The following is an 18,869-nucleotide window of genomic DNA, read 5'->3' as shown; positions in this document are numbered from 1 at the left end:
GGTGATTTCGCCCCCGAACCAGAACAAAGGGCGACAAGCCATGTCGAACGAAAAGAAACAAAATCTCCAGGACACGTTCCTGAACAGCGTGCGCAAGTCGAAGACGCCGCTGACCATCTTCCTGGTGAATGGCGTGAAGCTTCAGGGCGTGGTGAGCTGGTTCGACAACTTCTGCGTCCTGCTCCGTCGCGATGGCCAGTCGCAACTGGTCTATAAGCACGCGATCTCCACCATCATGCCGGCCCAGCCTGTGCAGCTGTACGAGCCGGCGGAAGACGAGACGGATTGAGCTCAAAACCCATAGACCGTGCGGCGCCCGTCCAGGGCGTCGTCGTCATCCATCCCGAACGCGGGGACCGCGGCTCCGGCCGGAGCGCTGAGGCGCGCCTGGAAGAAGCCGTGGGCCTTGCGCTCGCCCTCGACCTCGAGGTGCGCGATGCGATCATCGCGCCGCTGCGAAAGGTCACGCCCGCCACCCTGTTCGGCAAGGGCAAGGTCGAGGAAATCGGGGAATTGTGCGAGGCGCACGACGCAGCCGTGGCTGTGGTCGATGACGCGCTGACGCCGGTCCAACAGCGCAATCTGGAGAAGGCCTGGCAGGTCAAGGTCATGGACCGGACGGGCATGATCCTGGAGATCTTCGCCCGCCGGGCCCGGACCCGTGAAGGCCGGCTGCAGGTCGAACTGGCGCGGCTGTCCTATGAGCGGTCGCGTCTGGTCCGGACCTGGACCCACCTGGAACGCCAGCGCGGCGGCTTCGGGGTCATGGGCGGTCCGGGGGAAACCCAGATCGAGACCGACCGCCGGCTGATCGCCGAGAAGATCGCCAAGCTGAAGCGCGACCTGCTGGAGGTGCGCCGCACGCGCAATCTGCAGCGCGCCGCTCGCCAACGCGCGCCTGTGCCCTCGGTCGCCCTGGTCGGCTACACCAATGCCGGCAAGTCGACCCTGTTCAATCGCCTGACCCAGTCGGCGGTCGTGGCGCAGGACATGCTGTTCGCGACCCTCGACCCGACGCTGCGGACCCTGAACCTGCCCGATGGGCGGCCCTGCATCCTGTCCGACACCGTGGGCTTCATCTCCGACCTGCCGCACGAACTGGTCGAAGCCTTCCGCGCCACCCTGGAGGAGGTGCGCGAGGCCGACGTGATCCTGCATGTCCGCGATCTCTCCAATCCCGACAGCGACGCCCAGGCGGCCGATGTCCGGGAGGTCCTGTCTCGGCTGGAGGTCGAGATCGACGAGCGGCGGCTGATCGAGGTCTGGAACAAGATCGACCTGCTCGATCCGGACACCAAGGACGAGGTGCTGGGCGACGCCCGCCGTGGCGGGGTTCCCGCCATTCCCGTGTCCGCCGTGACCGGGGAGGGGATATCCGACCTGCTCACCGCCATTTCCGGGCTCGTGGACGAGGCGCCGCCGGTGAGCGTGCATGCCCCGGCCGGCGAGGGCGCGGCGATCGCCTGGCTCTATCGCCATGGGCGGGTGATGCAGCGGGAAGACGACGATGCGGGCGGCGTCCATCTGGCGGTGCGACTCAGCCCGCAGGCGCTGGGGCAGTTCGAGCAGTTGTTCCCGCATGCGGGCCTGACGAGCTGAATCATGGGCATGGACTACGTCGCCATCGGCCCGGAGCGGCGTCGTGCGCCGCTGCATCTGCGGGTCATGACCGGGCTGGAGATCGCGGCCTTGGCGCCGGCCGTCTATGTCGCCCTGCAGGCCTTGGCGCTGGCGCTGGCGCAGGTCGCCGACGACCATCGGGCGGTGATCGCTTTCGTGGCGGCCATGGCGTTTCCGGTGGCCCTGATCCTCGGGCCTCTTTTCGCCTGGTTCGCCTTCCGGCGGCGGGCCGACGACCTGATCTGGCCGCTCCTGTGGTCGCCCTATATCTGGCCGGTGCTGATCATCGCGGCCTGCCTGGCCTAGGCCCTATTCCGCCGCCTTGGCCGCGTTCCACAGGGCGTCCATCTCGGCCAGATCGGACTGGGCGGGCGTCTTGCCGCGTTCGCGCAACGCCGCCTCGATGAAGCGAAAGCGCCGAGAGAACTTGGCGTTGGTGGCCCGCAGGGCGTCCTCGGGATCGATGTCCAGGGTCCGGGCGATATTGGCCGCGACGAACAGGACGTCGCCGAGTTCGGCACGGGCCTTCTCCCGATCACCGGCGGCGATCTCGGCCTCCAGTTCGCCGACCTCCTCGTGCAGCTTGTCCATCACCTCGGTGATGGTCGGCCAGACGAAGCCGACGCTGGCGGCGCGCTTGGACAGCTTCACGGCGCGGGTCATGGCCGGCAGGCCGGCGGGGACGTCGTCGAGCAGGCTTTCGGCCTTGCCCTTGGTCGCGCGCTCCTGGGCCTTGATCACCTCCCAGGCGGCGGTCTGCTCGTCGCTGGTGCGGGCTTCGGCCTCGCCGAACACATGGGGATGGCGACGGAGCATCTTCTCGCAGATGGCCTCGACCACGTCGTCGAAGGCGAAGGCGTTCTGTTCCTCGGCCATACGGGCATGGAAGACGACCTGGAACAGCAGGTCGCCCAGCTCCTCGCGCAGGTCGGAGAGGTTGTGGCGCTCGATGGCGTCGGCGACCTCATAGGCCTCCTCGACCGTGTAGGGCGCGATGGTCGCGAAGCTCTGTTCGAGATCCCAGGGACAGCCGCCCTGGGGATCGCGCAGCCGGGCCATGATGGCCAGCAGCCGGTCGATCGGTCGCTCCGCCTCCGCCATGATCACTCCGCCGGGCGGGCGACGGGGTGGATCTCCTCGACGAACTTGGGCTCCGCCGCCATTTCCGGCGCGGCTTCGGCCAGGTCGTGGGCGGCCTCGGCCTTGTCATGGGCGTCCAGGCCGGCGCGGATCTCGGAGTGTTTCTCGGAGGTCAGCTTGTAGCCGGCGATGATCGCGCTGGCGGCCAGGGCCAGGCCGGCGGGAACCAGGGTGAACATGGCCTGCAGGCCGGCTAGACCACTGGTCCCGGCCTTGGCGTGGGCGTCGAAGCCCATCATGGCCAGCACAGGGAAGGTGATGCCCACGGCCGAGGCCGAGCCGATCTTCACCGTGCCGGACAGGAGCGCATAGAGCAGGCCCGTGCGGTCGATCTTGGTCTCCAGCCGCACCTCGTCGCTGACGTCGGCCATCATGGCGCGCAGCAGGAAGGCGCCGGCGGAATAGGGCAGGCCGGCCAGGAACATCATCACGACAGCCACCGGCAGGTTGCCGGCCGGCATGATGTAGGTGCCCAAGGTGACGGCGGCGTAGAACAGGCCCGAGACGGCGAGGCCGCGATGCTTGCCGATCTTGTAGGCCAGGCGGGTCCAGATCGGGGCGCCGATCAGGCCGCCGATGAAATAGGTGAGCAGCAAGAGGCTGGCGGTCGCCTTGTCGAACTCCTTCACCCGCACGAAGAAGAAGAAGAACAGGGCGCCGGTGATGGCGGGGCCGGTGCCGACCAGGAAGTCGACGATCAGCAGGCGGGCGACGGTCGGGCGACGCAGCAGCTTGAAATATTCGGCGAAGCCCGAACGTGCGGCTTTCTTGACGACCAGGGGCTCCGGCACCTTCCAGATCGCCAGGCCGACCGCCAGGGGCAGGAGCGCGACCACGAACCATCCCATCGCCCCGACCGCGGCGGCATGTCCTTTGACGCCAATCATCGGCAGCAACGCGGGCAGGGTGAGAACCAGGATCATGCCGACGACGTTCGCGCCCTGCCACCAGGCATAGATGCGCGAGCGCTGGTCATATTCCGGCGAGAGGGCGGCGCCCCAGGCCAGCTGCGCCAGGCTGGAGATCGACACGCCCGCATAGAGCACGAGCAGCCAAGTCCAGAGATAGAGCGTGGTGACCCCGGGCTTGGCCATGAACAGCATGGCGGTGGCGATCATCAGGATCGGGGCGGAGATGGCGAACCAGGGCCGGAAGCGACCGAACCGTGTGCGGGTGCGGTCCATGACCCCGCCAATGAAGGGGTCGAAGGCCATGTCCAGGAAGCGGACCATCATGAAGGCGAAGCCGACCTGGGCTAGGCTCAGGCCCAGTTCGCTGGCGTAGAACTCCGGCAGGTAGACCACCAGGGGCAGGCCGAGGCCCGCCAGAGGCAGGCAGGGGGCGGCATAGGCCGCCAAGGTCCAGTTCGATCGCCTCTGCGGCTCGCCAGCCATTTCCATTTCGCTCCCTGCGGCCGGTCGAATACGCCGCCGACGCGCGGCAGGATCAGACCTCGCGCAGCGGAAGGAGGCAAGGGGGCTTAGCGGCTGGCGTAGGTTTCGCCTTGCGCCAGGCGGCTCGCGAGACGTTCAAAGGCCGTATTGGCGTCACCCCAGGTGGATTGATACCAGGTGTTACGGATGTCGGTTTCGTACCACTGGTAGGCGATCGGGGTGATCGTGCCGTCGACCGAGATCGCCTTGCCCTCGACTCGCGCCCCGCCGACCCCATGGCTCTGATAGGACAGGCCGGGCTTGTCGCGCATCTGCTGGAAGGTCGGCCGGTTCGGCTTGGCGTCGACCAGGGTCAGTTCAATCTCTGCGCCACTGAGGACGCCGGTATCCGTCAGCCGCCGCATCACGTCGCGCTTAAGGTCGTCAGCCAGGCGCTGGACCTCGGCGGTCCCATAGGTCCTGGCCGCGTCCTGCTGGAGTTGAGGCGAGATCTTGACGGTGACAGAGGCGGGGGCCGCGAAGGCCGCGCCCGCCAGGCTGGCGGCGGCGAGGGTCGTGGTCAGCAACAGGCGCATGGGGGCTCCTCCCGATCATGACAGAGTGAAAGGCTCGCGCCAGATTGTGGCGGTTCGCGGGCTATCGCGTTTCGACCGCGCCGGTTCTGCGCTGGAACTGAACCTCGGGAAATTGAGGAGACGGCGCGTCGAGCAAGGGGGAACCGAGGCCCCTCAGGTAACGGTCGAAGAAGGCGAGGCTGTAGCGGGTCTCGATCTGATGGACCCGCCGCGCGTCGATCGGACCGTCGAGGCCTATCCAGCGGTCAATGGGCGAGACGACCAGATAGGGAAAATCCGACAGGTTCTGGTGAAACATGCCGGGGATCAGGACCAGATAGGCGTCGCCGCGGGCGGCCGCATAGGCGGTGCGCATGGTGGTTTGGGTCTCGTCGATGTCCTGCCGCGCCCAGCCCTCCAGGGCCATGGTGGCGGCGTCGCGGCTGATCCAGAGGGTCGGCTGGGCCAGGCCTGAGCGCACCACATCGGGGGGCATGAAGACGTCCATCGGCAGACAGGCCCGCAGGCGGGGATCGCGCAGGCAGGCTTCGGCTGTGATCGCCCCGCCCATCGACAGACCGAACATGCCTACATGGTCGAGGTCGAGACGCCCGGTGAGCACGCCCTGCGAGTCGGACCGGTCCATGGCGGTCAGACGGTCGAGGGTGAAGCTGACGTCCTGGGCCAGATAGGGCAGGTAGCGGTTGAGCACGCCGCGGACCTTCATGCCCTCGGCCATGGCGATGCGACGCCCGTCGGGGAAGTCAACGCCGGCGCCGGCATAGGTGTGGTCCATCGCGGCGACCACATAGCCGTGGGACACCAGCGATTCGATCTCCAGGCTGTTGTGCTGCCGAAACCCGCCGCGGCCGTGGGAGAAGATCAGCAACGGGAAGCGTCCGCCGCGGGCCATGGGCGCGCCGGGCATGGCGTTGGTGCGGACGTATTTCAAGTGCTGGAAGACGAAGCCCGGCATGTGCAGCAGGCGCGCCAGGGGGGCGAGCGCCATGCCGTCGGCGATATAGGGGGCGCGGGCCGCCCGCGGGTTTGGCGCGGCGGGATACCAGACCTGGACCATGAGTTCGCGATGGTCGCCGGGCGCGGCGGTGAAGAGTTCGCGTCGGTTCGGATCCGTCCAGTCATAGGTGACCGTGCCGATCCCATAGGGGCCGTCCGGGCGGGGCAGGTCGAAGACCGGGAAGGCGAGGGGGAGGACCACGGCGAGCACCAGGGCGGCTGCGCCCAGCGCCAGGGCGCCAGGGGATCTGTCGCCCCGGCCCTCGCCGGCCGCGAGCGGCAGGAGGATCACGGCCAGGACCAGGGCGTAGGCCGGCGCCATCTGCCAGCGCGCGCCCTCGATCAGGATCTGGGCGATCGCCGCGAGCAGCAGGAGAAGGGGCAAGGGGCGCAGGGCGCGTCGCACTGCGGTCCAGGGGAGCCACGGCGCGGCCAGGACCGCGCCGATCAACAGGATGACCAGGACTTCCAGAGGCCGCATGGCCCGTCCCTCCCCAGGGTGTCGACGATGATCCTACACGGCCGGAGGCGCGTGCGACCGGACATGGATCAAGCCTCCCGATCCCGTGTCTTGTCGCCCGCGTGCGGCGCCGGCACAGTGGTGGGCGCGCCGGAGGCAAGCCTATGAAGCGGTTGTGGGTGTTCGCATGGGCCATTCTGCTGGCCACGCCCGCCGTCGCCCGGACCGAGGCGGTCGCGAGCCCCTGGGAAAGTCTCCCCGCTCCTGCGGCCCTGCCGGCGCCTGACCTGGAAGGCCGGGTCACTCACGACGGGGCGCAGATCTGGTTTGCGACCTATGGCGCCGGGCCGCCGGTCATCCTGCTGCACGCCGGCGACGCCAGCAGCGATCTCTGGGGCGACCAAGCGCCGGCCCTGATCGCCGACCACCATCGGGTGATCCTCATCGACAGCCGCGGCCATGGCCGCAGCACGCGGGACGCCCGCCCGCTCGGCTATGAGCAGATGGAGGGCGATGTCATCGCGGTGATGGACGCGCTCAGCCTCGACAAGGCCCAGGTGGTGGGGTGGAGCGACGGGGCGATCATCGGCCTGATCATGGCCATGAAGCATCCGGACCGGGTCGAGAGCGTATTTGCGTTCGGCGCGAACATGGACCTGAAAGCCTTCAATCTTTCAGGATTCTATGCGGGAATTCTCGGCAAGGTCGAGGCCCGGCTGGCGGCGGACTATGCCAGGCTCTCCAAGACCCCGGGCGACTATCCAGCCTTCTCCAAGGCGGTGTTCGCCATGCAGTCCAGCCAGCCGAACTATTCGCCCAAGGACCTCGCCGCGATCCGCGGCCCGCGTATCGATATCGTCGACGGCGACCATGAGGAGTTCATCTCGCGGGCCCATACCGACTATCTGGCGCGCACCATCCCCGGCGCCGCTGGTCATCCTGTCGGGGGTAAGCCACTTCGCCCCGGTCCAGGACCCGGCCGGCTTCAATGCGGCCATGCTCGGGTTCCTGGACCAGTAGGCCCGGGCTCAGCCAGTGCGGCGGGCCCAGATCACATGCGGACTGGGCGCCTTGGGCGCGGCGGCCTGGGGCGCGCCGAGATAGCGGACGCCGATGCCTTCCATGTCGAGGTCTTCCTGTTCCGACAGGCCGTGAGCGTCCAGCAGCCGGGACATCTCGACGGGGGCGAAGTGGCTGAGCCAGGGTTCGCCCATGGTCGCAGCCCAGTCCGCCACTACCTGCATCTCGGCGCGCAGGTCCGGCGGATAGTTCTCCAGCGGCTCGCTGTAATCGAGCACCACCTCGGCCCCGGGGGCGCGGGCGATCTCCCCCAGGGTCGCGGTGATCGCCGCCCGGCCGAGATAGGGCACGACACCCAGCCAGATGAAGACCGCAGGCTGGTCGACGACGAAGCCGGCCGCCGCCAGGCCCTGGCTCAGGTTCTCGCGCTCGAAGTCCACGGCGACGAAGGTCAGGGCGGCGGGGAGGGGCAGGCCGGTCTCCGCCTGCCGCCGCCGCTTCCAGGCCTGGGTTTCCGGATGGTCGACCTCGAATACCTTAAGGCCAAGGTCGGTGTGAGGATTGCGCAGGGCAAGGGTGTCAAGGCCCGCGCCCAGCACCACGGCCTGGCGCACGCCCCGCGCCACCGCCGCGGCGAGGTGGTCTTCGGCGAAGCGGCTGCGCGCGGCCATGAACAGCCGGATCGGAGTCTGGCCGGGATCGCCGGACAATCCGGCGATGATCGCGTCCGCCGCCGAGCCCAGCATGGCGCGGGCGAAGGGGTCGCGGAACACCGCGCCGTCCTCGAGGACCTGATGGGCGGCGCGATATCCGGCGGCGCCGAGCGCGGTCCGGCTGGGTTGGCGTTCAAGCATGCGGACTCCTTCGGCGGCGCGCGACGACGCGCCCCGCTAGGCTGGGGGGAGGGGAAGACCTGAGGGATCTGAACTTTCGCGAAATGACGATGCGGGCCCGAAAGAACAACTATTGAATTTATTTATCTTTTGGGTATTTTGAATGGGCAAGGCAGGTTCCTGGGGACGCAAAATCCAGCCCGCGCCCGCCCCTTGACGATCCTCATCAGATCCCGTGCCGCCAATTGGGTTGGCCGCAGCGCCGTTTGATCCAGCTCAATTTCCGCCAAGTTAGTCTCGTTATAAAAGTCACAAAGCGGATTTGGCGAGGAGATCCCCGTGAACACCCACGTGCCCCCTGACGACCTGGCGCCCTTCGGCGAGGACTATGGCCCGACCCTGATGGGCATCTATGGACCGACCCGGAAGGAGGTGACGCTCACCGATCTCCCGCTGCTCAAGGGCGCCATTCCGGCCGACCTTAACGGGGTCTATCTGCGGGCCGGGCCCAATACGAGGTTCGCGCCCACTGGCCGCTATCACCCCTTTGACGGGGACGGCATGGTCCACGCCGCCCAGTTCGACCACGGCAAGCTGACCTATCGGAACCGCTGGGTGCGGACCGATGGTTGGAAGGAAGAGGACCAGGCCGGTGAGGGGCTGTTCCACGGCATCCGCGAGACCCTGAAGGGCCGCCAGGACAAACGGCTGAAGGACACCGCCAACACCGACCTTGTCGCCCATGCCGGCAAGGTGCTGGCGCTCTGGTACATGTCGGGCGACGCCTATGAGATCGATCCGGTCAGCCTGGAGACCCTGGGCAAGTCACCCGGCGTGCTGGCCAGCGGCGGTCGCATCTCCGCCCACGCCAAGGTCGACGAGATCACCGATGAGCTGATCTTCTTCGACTACGGGACCGATGCGCCCTACATGCACTATGGCGTGGTCGGCGCCGATGGCGCGCTGAAGCACTATGTGCCGATCGACCTGCCGGGGCCGCGTCTGCCGCACGACATGGCGATCACCGAGCACTATTCGGTGCTGCACGACCTGCCGCTGTTCCACGATCCCGAAGCGTTGAAGCTCGGCCGGCACAAGGTGATGTTCTATCCGGACATCCCGGCCCGGTTCGGCGTGATCCCGCGCTATGGCGCGGCGGATACGATCCGCTGGTTCGAATTCTCGCCCTGCTACCTCTACCACGTGGCCAATGCGTGGGAGGAGGGCGACTGGGTGGTGATGGTCGGCAGCCGCTACATGCCGGCCCTGGACGCTCACGGGAACATCGACGCCGCCCGTACCGCCAAGGATGTGGCCGAGCTGGTCATGCACGCCCGGCTCTGGGTGTGGCGGATGAACGTCAAGACCGGCGAGATCGAGGAGCGGATGCTCGATCCGGACCGGAATGTCGAATTTCCGACCTTCAACAGCCGGCTGTCCGGCCGTCGCACGCGCTACGGCTACTTCGTCGATCACTCCGAGACCCGCACCCTGCAATGGGCGGGGATCCGCAAGTACGACCTGGACACCGGCGAGAGCCTCGGCGCCTGGTCGGACGACCCGGACCATTGCTTCTATTCCGAGCCCTGGTTCGCCGCGGCCGACAATCCGCAGTCCGAAGACCACGGCTATGTCATCACCTTCCAGTGGAACGACCGGCTGCGCGGCGAGACGCTCGACGTGTTCGACGCGCGCCGCATCGAGGACGGCCCTGTCGCCCAGGTGCTGATCCCGCACCGCATCCCGCTAGGCTTCCACGCCTGCTGGATGGCGGCGGACCGGATGAAGGCGGACTAGGTCTGGGGGTTTGCAGAGCCTGGGCTGAACCGGCCCAGGCGCGGCTCCGTCCCGGTCAGCAGTCGGCCGATGTTGGCGCGATGCAGCCAGGTCACATAGAGGCCGCCGGCGATGACCAGCAGCCGGTAGGGAAGGGGCTCGTCCAGGGCGCAGGCGAGGGCGATCGCGCTGGCCGCGCCCAGGAGCGAGCTCAGCGACATGATCCGAAACGCCGCGAGCGTGGCGATGACCACGGCTGCGGCGCCCAGACCCACCGGCCAGGACATGGCCAGCAAGACGCCGAGCCCTGCAGCGGCGGACTTGCCGCCCGTGAAGTTCAGCCAGATCGACCGGCTATGGCCGATCACAGCGGCCAGGCCCGCCAGACAGACGGCCCAGGACGTTAAGATCTGAGGAGTGAACCCGGCCGGCGGCGCGCCGAACGGCGCCGTCGCGAGCCAGGCCCAGAGCCAGCGGGTGGTCAGGACGGCGGCCGCGCCTTTCACCAGGTCGATCAGGAACACCGCCAAGGCCGGGCCTTTGCCCAGGGTTCGCAGGACATTGGTCGCACCGGTGGATCCAGAGCCGATGGTGCGCAGGTCGATGCCCTTGAGCAGCTTTCCGGCGAGATAGCCCGTGGGCGTGGCGCCGAGCAGATAGGCGATCGCCAATCCGGCCAGGCTCGCGATCCAGTACGCCATCGGGTCAACTCCATGCGCGGAACTCAGGTCTTAGACTGCTGCAGGACGGTGGCCGTCAAACAGACTTTGACGCGCGTGACGGACCGATTGGGGGTCTGACATGGCGTTATGTGTTTCTCGCCTAAGGAAGATTATCGGAAATATGAGGCTTGCTGTCCTGGGCGACCGAAGCTGGTCGTTTCATGCAATTCCGGTTACGCCGCTGGCCCTGCAGCGAATCCTCGAAGGGTCTCACGTGATCATCATCCTGGGCTCTGTCCAAGTCGCCCCCGACCATCTCGACGCCGCCATCGCGCTCGGTCTCGAGCATTGCGCCCGCTCCCGTGGCGAACCCGGCTGCCTCGCCCATGACTGCCACATCGACGCGGCCGACACCGGCAAGCTGGTGTTTGTCGAGCGCTGGGCCGACATGGCCGCCGTGCGGACCCATTTCGCGGTCCCGGCCTCCGGCGACTTCGTTCGGCGCATGACGGCCCTGGCGTCGGCGCCGCCGCAAATGCACCTCTACGAGGCCACGGAACCCTCAGCCTAACCGGGTTGCGCTCGGCCATTCCGCCAGATCTTTGTTTTATCGTGTAAATTGGCGTCCAATCCGGCGTCGGCGGCGAACTTGAGATTCCCTCTCAGGTGACGCCGGGTCACGGCTTGTCCCGGATTTGCGCCCTGATAGCATCTACCTGAACAACGATAATTCAGAATGACAGCTCAGGGAGACCCGACCGTGGCGGCTCAAGCGCAACTTCCCAAGGCCTGCATCATCGGCGCGGGCCCCACGGGCTTTTCGACCGCCAAGCGGTTGAAAGACTACGGCATTCCGTACGACTGCTTCGAGCTCTCCGACGATGTCGGCGGCACCTGGTACTACAACAACCCGAACGGCATGTCGGCCTGCTACAACAGCCTGCATATCGACACCTCGAAATGGCGGCTCGCCTTCGAGGATTTCCCGGTCCCCAGCGACTGGCCGGACTTTCCGCACCACAGCCAATTGTTCCAGTATTTCAAAGACTACGTGGATCATTTTGGCATCCGCGAAACCATCACCTTCAACACCGCCGTCGAAAGCGCCAAGCGCAACGCCGACGGGCTGTGGGAGGTGAAACTCTCGACCGGCGAGACGCGGACCTATGACGTCTTGTTCGTCTGCAACGGTCACCATTGGAGCCCGCGCATCCCCGACTATCCCGGCGAATTCGACGGCGCGGCCCTGCACAGCCACGCCTATCGGGATCCGTTCTCGCCCGTGGACATGCGCGGCAAGAACATCGTGGTGGTCGGCATGGGCAATTCGGCGATGGATATCGCCTCGGAGCTCAGCCAAAGGCCGATCGCCAAGAACCTCTGGGTGTCGGCCCGCCGCGGCGTCTGGGTGATGCCGAAATACATGAACGGCAAGCCGGCCGACAAAGCCGCGATGCCGGCCTGGATGCCGCGCAAGCTCGGCCTGTCCCTGGCCCGCAAGGCGATCAAGAAGTCCCTGGGCAATATGGAAGACTACGGCCTGCCCAAGCCGGACCACGAGCCGCTGGAGGCGCACCCCTCGGTGTCCGGCGAGTTCCTGACCCGGGTCGGCTGCGGCGACGTGAAGTTCAAGCCGGCGATCAAGGCGCTGGAACGCAAGCAGGTCCGCTTCACCGACGACAGCGTCGAGGATGTCGACGTCATCGTCTTCGCCACCGGCTATGACATGCGCTTCCCGTTCTTCAGCGATCCCGAGCTGGTCCCGGACGCCGATCACCGCCTGCCGCTGTTCAAGCGGATGATGAACCCGGACATCCCGAACCTGTTTTATATGGCGCTGGCCCAGCCCTTGCCGACCCTGGTCAATTTCGCCGAGCAGCAGGCCAAGCTGGTGGCCGCCTATCTGGCCGGCAAGTACTTGCCCCCCTCCCCCGATGAGATGCGCCGGGTGATCGCCAAGGACGAGGAGACCCACCTGGGCCAGTACTATCAGGCCAAGCGGCACACCATTCAGGTCGACTTCAACCTCTATTGCGCCGACCTGAAGAAGGAGATCGCCAAGGGCGAGAAGCGCGCCCAGGCGGCCGGCGGCAAGCTGCCGGTGCCGGCCCGGGCGGCGGTGGCGGCCTAGGTCTGTTCGGACGGCCCCGGCGTCATCAGCGACTGGATGACGCCGAAGAAGGCCGCGAACGAGGCGACCAGGGCGACCATGAACAGGCCCGTCACCAGGTTGTTGGCGGGATGGGCGTCGAAGGCCATGCCGCGCACCCCGAGGATGGGGGCGAGGATCGAGGCGACCAGATTGCCCCAGCCCATGACCAGCAGGCAGGGCGCGAGCCAGGCCTCGCGGGCGGGCTTCACCCCTCCCCCGATCCGGGTGGCGCCCGCGAGCGCCAGGACCAGCAGGCCGTTCAGCAGGCCCTCGAGATGGGCCATGGTCCAGGCGCGATGGTCGCCGCCCAGGTTCAGCGGCGCGGCCTGGCCATAGACCTGCTTGGCGACCACGAAGGCGAGCGGGAAGCCGGCCAGGATCATGCCGGCCAGGATGATCAGCACGCCGTTCAGGACGACGATGCGCAGGCCCCGGTCGCTCATCAGAGGCCGAACCGCGTGGGCTGGGCCTTGATCAGGGCCTCCAGCTTAGGCAAGCCGGTCTTGAGGCTGCCGGCGAGCTGCTGGGTGACGAGGAAGCCCAGGGGGAAGATGGCGCTGGCGCGGCCGGCCCAGCGCAGTTCGCAGCCGGTGACCGTCTCGACCACCTGATAGTCCTCCACGGCCGCGCTGACCGGCAAGGTCGAGGCGGCGAAGCGGAAGGCCATGCGCTTGCCCTCCTCCCAGGCGAAGAATTCCTCCTCGATCTTGGCCGCGCCGACCTCGACCGTCCGGGTCGTGCCGACGCCGAAGGGCTTGGGGCTGGTCCAGGTGACCTTGGTGATCGGCAGCCATTCGGTCCAGGCGTCGCCATCCAGCAAGGCGGCCCAGACCGCCTTTGCCGGCAGGTTGAAGGCGTGGCTGACCCGCTTGGCGCCCGCCAGATAGTCTTCGCCGACGGATTTGTGGGCGCGGGGCTGAGTGGCCATGATTGATCCTGGTTGGGTTGGTGTCTTCGGGAGTTCCGCTCAAGCGCCCTAGGGGCAGTCAATCGGCTTTGATCCGGCCGATGGGTTCAGGCCATGGCCTTGGCGAGCGCGGCGCGGGCGTCCCGGGCGGCGATGCGGCTGACCTCGGCCTCCGGCGCCCACTGGAACCCGTGGAAGGCGCCCGGATAGACATGCAGCTCGACCGGCACGCCGGCGCGGATCAGGCGCTGGGCGTAGGCGAGGTCCTCTTCCAGGAACAGATCCAGCGATCCGGTCGCGATATAGGTGGGCGGCAGGCCGGCCACGTCTTTGGCGCGGGCGGCCGCGGCATAGGGTGAGACGCCCTCCCCGCCCGGTTCGAAGCCCAGCAGGCAGGACCAGCCGAAGTGATTGGCCTGGGGCGTCCAGACGAACTCGCCGACGTGCGGATGCGGGTCGGCGGTCACGCAGGTGCGGTCGTCGATCATCGGATAGATCAGGTGCTGGAAGGCGAGCCTGTACTCCGCGCGGTCGCGGACCAGCAGGGCAAGGGAAGCCGCCAGTCCGCCGCCGGCGCTCTCGCCCATGATCCCGACCCGCGCCGGATCGACGCCGAGCTCGGCCGCATTGGCGAACACCCAGCTCAGGGCGACGTAGCAATCCTCAACGGCGCCGGGGAACCGGGTTTCCGGCGCGAGGCGGTACTCCACCGAGATGATGCAGCAGCCGAGTTCGGCCGTCATGGAGCGATGGACCGCCTCATTGGCCGAGGCCGAACCCGTGACATAGCCGCCGCCATGGATGTGGAAGATGCAGGGCAGCCGGTCCTTCACCGCCTTCGGGCGATAGATGACCACGCCCACATCGGGCGCCCCGGCCGGGCCCGGGACATAGCGCACGACCATCTCGGTCGCCGCTAGATCCGCCTCGGCCGGTGCGAAGCGCGCGGGCCGGGCGCGCATCATCGGCAGCACCGCCTCGCTGAGATCGAAGGGCGGAATGCTGTCCAGCAGCGGCAGAAGCTGGGGATCGACGAGATGGCGCGTGCGGCTCACGGGGCGGGTCCTGGGTGGCGTGCGGCGGCCAGTGTGGCGCAGCAGCGCCGCCGCGCAAGCCCTGGGGACTAGGGCAGCGGCAGATCCCCGCGGGCGATCCGCTGCAGGGTCTCGACGAAGAAGCCCGGCTCAAGCGCGGTGACCTTGGCTTCCAGGCTGTCGGCCGTCTCGCCCGGCGCGATGGGGACGGACCGCCGGGCCAGGACCGCGCCGTGATCATATTCCTCATCCACCAGATGAATGGTGACGCCGCCCTCGGCGACGCCCGCGGCGATCACCGCCTCATGCACCCGGCGACCATACATGCCCTCGCCGCCAAAGGCCGGCAGGGCGCCGGGATGGATGTTGAGGATGCGATCGCGATAGGCGGCAAGCGTGATCGGACCCAGGCGGCGGAGATAGCCCGACAGGACCAGCAGCTCGACGCCGGCGTCTCGCAGGGCGTCAGCCAGGCGCTGGTCAGCGGCCGCGGGATCGGCCTGGGTGGGGATGCAGAACGCCGGGATTCCCGCCTCGGCGGCGAAGGCCAGGGCCGCTGCGGCCTTGTTGTTGCTGACCACCAGCCGGGCTTCGGCGTCCAGTTCACCGCCCTGGATGGCGGCCACGATGGCGCGCAGGCTGGAGCCGTTTCGGGAGGCGAGAAAACCCAGCTTAAGCAGCGGTTTCATAATCAGAAATCGCCGCGCAAATGATGTGAAAAACGCAAGCCGTCAAAACCGGGCTCGACGCCCTTGGGCAGCTTGCGGCGCAGGTCGTCATAGTCGAGGTCGATATGCATATTGGTGAGGATCGTGCGGCGCGGCCTGACCCGCTCGACCCATTCCAGGGTGCGCTCCACGTGGGCGTGGGTCGGGTGCGGCCGCCAGCGCAGGGCGTCGACGATCCAGACATCCAGGCCCTGCAAAGCTGCAAAGGCATGGTCGTCGAGGTGAACCACGTCGCTGGAATAGGCCAGGTCGCCGAACCGGTACCCGACCGAGCGGACCCCGCCATGGTCCTGGTCGAAGGTCACGACCGGAATGGCGCCGGACGGGCCCTCGACCTGCCAGGGCTCGCCATGGGGCGGGATCGGTCGGCGGTCGGCGATGCCGGGATAGCCCCCCTCGCCTTCGAACACATAGCCGAAGCGCCGCATCATCGAGGACTCGGTGGCGGCGTCCATATAGGTCGGGATCCGGGCGCGCTGGCGGATGAAGAAGGCGCGGATGTCGTCGATGCCGTGGGTCTGGTCGGCGTGGTCGTGGGTGAGCAGCACGGCGTCGAGCCGCTTCACGCCGGCCTCGGCGGTCTGCAGGCGCAGGTCCGGCGAGGTGTCGACCAACACCGTCGTCTCATGCTCGGGGCCGGCGCCCTTGCGGCGCACCAGGAGGGAGCAGCGCGAGCGGCGGTTCTTCGGCTCGCGCGGGTCGCAGTCGCCCCAGTCGCCGTCCGCCCGCGGCACGCCGCCGGAGGAGCCGGAGCCCAGCAGGGTGATCTCCAGTTCGCCGTTCATGCCGCCCTCGCCGCGGGACGGGGGATCTTGTCGAACAGGGCGAAGAAGGCGTCCTCGGTCCGCTGCTCGGCCTCCTGGAGGTCCCAGCCGCGCACCTTTGCGAGGCCGGCCAGAACATCGGGCAGGAAGGCCGGCTCGTTGCGGCGTCCCCGGTGCGGAACAGGGGCGAGATAGGGGCAGTCGGTCTCGACGATGATCCGGTCGGCCGGCATGTGGGCGATCACGTCGCGAACGTCCTGGGCGGGCTTGAAGGTGGCGATGCCGGACACTGAGAACCAGGCGCCCATGGCCGCGGCCCGCGCCGCAAGGTCCGGCCCCGACGTGTAGCAGTGCAGGAGCATCTTGAACGGACCGGCGGCGTATTCGGTCTCCAGGATCTCGGCCATCAGCTCGTCGGCCTCGCGGGTGTGGACCACCAGGGGCAGGCCGCTGTCGCGTGCGGCCGCCACATGGGCGCGGAACACGCGCGCCTGGATGTCGCGGGGGCTGAGATCATAGTGGAAATCGAGGCCGGTCTCGCCGATCCCCACGACGCGCGGGTCGTCGCAATAGGCCAGCAGGTCTGCCGCGGTGAGGTCGGGATTCTCCTTGGCCTCGTGCGGGTGAGTGCCGACCGTGCACCAGATGTCGGCTGCCTCCGCGATCTCCCGGACCTTGGTGAAGTGGGAGACCTTGTCGCTGATATTGACCATCAGCTCGATCCCGGCGGCCCGGGCGCGGGCGATCACCTCGGCCCGGTCCTCATCGAACTGGGGGGCGTGCAGGTTGACGTGACTGTCGATCAGCATCGAAGGGCGAAGGCCTCAGGCGCGCGCGGCGTCGCGCAGTTCGGAAAGCGCCGTGAAGAGCGCGTCCGTGCGGTCCAGGTTCACGGCCTCGACCTCGCGCGGCAGGCGCTGGAGCGTCTCCCACGCCGCGGCCCAGCGATCAAGACCGCCGCGGCCCTCGGCGGCCTTCTGGCGGAGCTGGGCGTGGATGCGCTCGCCCAGGCGGTCGAACAGCAGGGCGAATTGCTGGGCGCCCTCCCCGCCCCGGAACTTGTCGGCGAGCGAGAGGGCCAGGGCCTCATCGACCTGGGGCAGGTCGCGAAGCAGTTCGCGCGCCGCATCGTCGATGGCGACGGCCCCGGCCGAGGCGAGCGACCAGGCGCGTCCGGGCGCGCCGCCGGACATGCGCGCCAGGCGGATGGCGTCCTCGGCGTTCACCCCCGTGTGGTCGGACACGAAGGCGGCGACCTCCGGCTCCGGTAAGGGGCTGAAGCCCAGGCGGCGGCAGCGCGAGCGGATGGTGGGCAGAAGCCGGCCCGGTGAATGAGAGATGAGGAACAGCACGCCCCGCGGCGGCGGCTCCTCCAGGGTCTTGAGCACCGCATTGGCGGCGTTGACGTTCAGATCGTCGACCGCATCGATAATCGCCACCCGGTGGGGCGCTGAGGCCGGCGACTTCGAGAAGAATTCTGAGAGGCGGCGGGCCTCGTCGACCGGGATGGTCTTGCGCGGCTTGCCGTCCTCGCCGATCCGCTCGAGCACGAGAATGTCGGGGTGGGATCTGGCGATGATCTGGCGGGGGACCGGGTTCGCCGGATCAACGCCGAGGACGCCGAATCTTGGATCATGCGGCGCGCCCAGCAGTCGACGGGCGGCGCGATAGGCGAAGGTCGCCTTGCCGACACCCTCCGGCCCGGTCAGCAGCCAGGCGTGGTGCAGCCGGCCCCTGGCGCGGGCGGATTCGAAGGCCTCCTCGGACGCCTCGTGTCCCTGGAGCCGGAAGACCTCCTTGGGATGCGGGATCGGTTCAGCCATCGAGGCCGAGCCGGCGCGTGACCACGGACCAGACCGCCGTCTCCACGTTGTCGATGTCCTGGGCGGCGTCGATCACCGCGCAACGTTCGGGTTCGGCCTGGGCGATGGCGAGGAAGGCGTCGCGCAGGCGGGCGTGGAAGGCCGCGCCCTTGGACTCGAACCGGGTCTCGGCGTGGGTACGGTCGGCGGCGCGGGCCAGCCCCGCCTCGGGCGCCATGTCGAACACCAGGGTCAGGTCGGGCCGCACCTCCTCCAGGATGTAGGTCTCCATGGCCGCGATGAGGCCGGGATCGGTTCCGCCCGCCGCGCCCTGATAGGCGCGGGTCGAATCGGCGAACCTGTCGCAGACCACCAGGGCGCCGCGGGCGAGCGCCGGGCGGATGACCCGCTCGATATGGTCGCGGCGGGCGGCGTACATCAGGAGGGTTTCGGTGACCGGACTCCAGCGGTCCACCGCGCCCTTCACCAGCAGGTCGCGAATGGCCTCGGCGCCGGGCGATCCGCCGGGCTCGCGGGTGGACACGACCTCCCGGCCGGTCGCGGACAGGCGCGCCGCGAGCCTGCGGATCTGGGTCGATTTGCCGACCCCTTCCCCGCCTTCGAACGTAATGAAACGACCCTGGACCACGGCCGCAACATGGCCGGTTCGCGCCGTTTGTCCAGGGCTAGGGCGCGCCTTTAGAAGGGGCGCAGCACCCGGGCGTCGCCGAAGCCGTAGGAGGCGACCCGATCGCGCAGGGCCCAGGCCTCGCCCTCGTCCGACGTGCTCTGCAACACCACCCTGTAGAGGGTCGCGCCATTGCGCTGGACCACCTCGACCGTGGCGTCGCCGGCGGCGCCCAGCTGGCTGGCGACCCGCTGGGCGTTGGCCTGATCGCTGAAGGCGCCGGCCTGGACGCGATAGACGCCGCTGGCAGCCGCGGCGGGCGCGGCGTGGGCTGCCTGGACGGGCGAGCGGCGGCTGGCGAGCTGGACCGGGGCGGAG

At 68.3% G+C, this 18,869-nt stretch carries 22 protein-coding genes and 1 pseudogene; 8 read left to right on the top strand and 15 right to left on the bottom strand.

The window, feature by feature from the left end; translation table 11 throughout:
* Positions 1-40 precede the first annotated feature (40 nt).
* The 3 genes from hfq to MQH10_RS22485 are packed head-to-tail and all read left to right on the top strand — an operon-like array spanning position 41 to position 1,926.
* Positions 41-289 carry an RNA chaperone Hfq gene (gene hfq / locus MQH10_RS22495; RefSeq protein ID WP_242566223.1) on the top strand — a complete coding sequence of 83 codons (249 nt, stop codon included), beginning with the start codon at positions 41-43 and terminating at the stop codon, positions 287-289.
* Entirely contained in the window at positions 286-1,599 is a 1,314-nt protein-coding gene (gene hflX, locus MQH10_RS22490) for a GTPase HflX (RefSeq protein ID WP_242566222.1), read from the top strand. The genes hfq and hflX overlap by 4 nt, the downstream gene beginning before the upstream one ends.
* A 3-nt stretch (positions 1,600-1,602) precedes the next feature.
* Positions 1,603-1,926, top strand: a complete 324-nt coding sequence (locus MQH10_RS22485) for a hypothetical protein (protein ID WP_242566221.1) — start codon at positions 1,603-1,605, stop codon at positions 1,924-1,926.
* Positions 1,927-1,929: 3 nt separating this feature from the next.
* Here the strand turns inward: MQH10_RS22485 and mazG are convergent, their stop codons facing one another.
* The 4 genes from mazG to MQH10_RS22465 all read right to left on the bottom strand — a co-directional run bounded on the left by mazG (position 1,930) and on the right by MQH10_RS22465 (position 6,206).
* The gene (gene mazG / locus MQH10_RS22480; protein ID WP_242566220.1) at positions 1,930-2,721 is read right to left on the bottom strand and encodes a nucleoside triphosphate pyrophosphohydrolase; all 792 of its coding nucleotides are present in this window, start codon (positions 2,719-2,721) and stop codon (positions 1,930-1,932) included.
* Between the two features lie 2 nt (positions 2,722-2,723).
* Positions 2,724-4,154, bottom strand: a complete 1,431-nt coding sequence (locus MQH10_RS22475; RefSeq protein ID WP_242566219.1) for an MFS transporter — start codon at positions 4,152-4,154, stop codon at positions 2,724-2,726.
* 86 nt (positions 4,155-4,240) lie between these two features.
* Complete coding sequence (locus MQH10_RS22470; protein ID WP_242566218.1) at positions 4,241-4,729, bottom strand: hypothetical protein; 489 nt, start codon at positions 4,727-4,729, stop codon at positions 4,241-4,243.
* A 61-nt stretch (positions 4,730-4,790) separates the two neighbouring features.
* Positions 4,791-6,206 (bottom strand): alpha/beta hydrolase family protein, encoded by a 1,416-nt coding sequence (locus MQH10_RS22465; RefSeq protein ID WP_242566217.1) that lies wholly within the window; start codon positions 6,204-6,206, stop codon positions 4,791-4,793.
* Positions 6,207-6,349: 143 nt separating this feature from the next.
* Between MQH10_RS22465 and MQH10_RS27170 the strand changes: the two are divergent.
* Together MQH10_RS27170 and MQH10_RS22460 are read left to right on the top strand one after the other, a co-directional pair.
* Positions 6,350-6,895, top strand: a pseudogene (locus MQH10_RS27170) (alpha/beta fold hydrolase); the annotation flags it as partial.
* A gap of 160 nt (positions 6,896-7,055) precedes the next feature.
* Entirely contained in the window at positions 7,056-7,205 is a 150-nt protein-coding gene (locus MQH10_RS22460) for an alpha/beta hydrolase (RefSeq protein ID WP_242566216.1), read from the top strand.
* Between the two features lie 8 nt (positions 7,206-7,213).
* Here MQH10_RS22460 and MQH10_RS22455 read toward each other — a convergent pair whose 3' ends face one another.
* Positions 7,214-8,059: a class I SAM-dependent methyltransferase gene (locus tag MQH10_RS22455; protein WP_242566215.1), complete on the bottom strand. Its 846-nt coding sequence runs from the start codon at positions 8,057-8,059 to the stop codon at positions 7,214-7,216.
* Positions 8,060-8,377: 318 nt separating this feature from the next.
* On the opposite strand from MQH10_RS22455, the gene MQH10_RS22450 reads away from it, so the two are divergent.
* Complete coding sequence (locus MQH10_RS22450) at positions 8,378-9,835, top strand: carotenoid oxygenase family protein (RefSeq protein ID WP_242566214.1); 1,458 nt, start codon at positions 8,378-8,380, stop codon at positions 9,833-9,835.
* Here MQH10_RS22450 and plsY read toward each other — a convergent pair.
* Positions 9,832-10,515: a glycerol-3-phosphate 1-O-acyltransferase PlsY gene (gene plsY / locus MQH10_RS22445; RefSeq protein ID WP_242566213.1), complete on the bottom strand. Its 684-nt coding sequence runs from the start codon at positions 10,513-10,515 to the stop codon at positions 9,832-9,834. The genes MQH10_RS22450 and plsY overlap by 4 nt on opposite strands.
* Positions 10,516-10,750: 235 nt before the next feature.
* On the opposite strand from plsY, the gene MQH10_RS22440 reads away from it, so the two are divergent.
* Positions 10,751-11,047 carry a putative quinol monooxygenase gene (locus MQH10_RS22440; protein ID WP_242566212.1) on the top strand — a complete coding sequence of 99 codons (297 nt, stop codon included), beginning with the start codon at positions 10,751-10,753 and terminating at the stop codon, positions 11,045-11,047.
* A gap of 189 nt (positions 11,048-11,236) precedes the next feature.
* A complete protein-coding gene (locus MQH10_RS22435) occupies positions 11,237-12,607 on the top strand; it encodes an NAD(P)-binding domain-containing protein (RefSeq protein WP_242566211.1) in 1,371 nt (456 codons plus the stop codon).
* Here the strand turns inward: MQH10_RS22435 and MQH10_RS22430 are convergent.
* From MQH10_RS22430 to MQH10_RS22390, 9 genes are all read right to left on the bottom strand, one after another.
* Positions 12,604-13,071, bottom strand: coding sequence for a styrene oxide isomerase (locus tag MQH10_RS22430; protein WP_242566210.1), 468 nt, complete (start codon positions 13,069-13,071; stop codon positions 12,604-12,606). The two genes, MQH10_RS22435 and MQH10_RS22430, sit on opposite strands and share 4 nt — an antisense overlap.
* The gene (locus tag MQH10_RS22425; RefSeq protein WP_242566209.1) at positions 13,071-13,556 is read right to left on the bottom strand and encodes an SRPBCC family protein; all 486 of its coding nucleotides are present in this window, start codon (positions 13,554-13,556) and stop codon (positions 13,071-13,073) included. The genes MQH10_RS22430 and MQH10_RS22425 overlap by 1 nt, the downstream gene beginning before the upstream one ends.
* An 86-nt stretch (positions 13,557-13,642) precedes the next feature.
* Positions 13,643-14,590: an alpha/beta hydrolase gene (locus tag MQH10_RS22420; protein ID WP_242566208.1), complete on the bottom strand. Its 948-nt coding sequence runs from the start codon at positions 14,588-14,590 to the stop codon at positions 13,643-13,645.
* Between the two features lie 68 nt (positions 14,591-14,658).
* Positions 14,659-15,258, bottom strand: a complete 600-nt coding sequence (gene purN / locus MQH10_RS22415) for a phosphoribosylglycinamide formyltransferase (RefSeq protein ID WP_242566207.1) — start codon at positions 15,256-15,258, stop codon at positions 14,659-14,661.
* Positions 15,259-15,260: 2 nt separating this feature from the next.
* Complete coding sequence (locus MQH10_RS22410; protein ID WP_242566206.1) at positions 15,261-16,082, bottom strand: MBL fold metallo-hydrolase; 822 nt, start codon at positions 16,080-16,082, stop codon at positions 15,261-15,263.
* Positions 16,079-16,870 carry a TatD family hydrolase gene (locus MQH10_RS22405; protein WP_242566205.1) on the bottom strand — a complete coding sequence of 264 codons (792 nt, stop codon included), beginning with the start codon at positions 16,868-16,870 and terminating at the stop codon, positions 16,079-16,081. Before MQH10_RS22405 ends, MQH10_RS22410 begins: the two co-directional genes overlap by 4 nt.
* A gap of 15 nt (positions 16,871-16,885) precedes the next feature.
* On the bottom strand, positions 16,886-17,884 hold the full coding sequence (locus tag MQH10_RS22400) for a DNA polymerase III subunit delta' (protein ID WP_242566204.1): 999 nt from the start codon (positions 17,882-17,884) through the stop codon (positions 16,886-16,888).
* Positions 17,877-18,512, bottom strand: coding sequence for a dTMP kinase (tmk, locus tag MQH10_RS22395; RefSeq protein WP_242566203.1), 636 nt, complete (start codon positions 18,510-18,512; stop codon positions 17,877-17,879). The genes MQH10_RS22400 and tmk overlap by 8 nt, the downstream gene beginning before the upstream one ends.
* 50 nt (positions 18,513-18,562) lie before the next feature.
* On the bottom strand, positions 18,563-18,869 hold a 307-nt coding region (locus tag MQH10_RS22390), incomplete at its 5' end, for an SPOR domain-containing protein (protein ID WP_242566202.1).

It is taken from the genome of Phenylobacterium aquaticum, assembly GCF_022695515.1.
Lineage (GTDB): Bacteria > Pseudomonadota > Alphaproteobacteria > Caulobacterales > Caulobacteraceae > Phenylobacterium > Phenylobacterium aquaticum.
The sequence above is the reverse complement of the archived record's forward strand: the minus strand, read 5'-3'. Positions and strand labels throughout refer to the sequence as shown.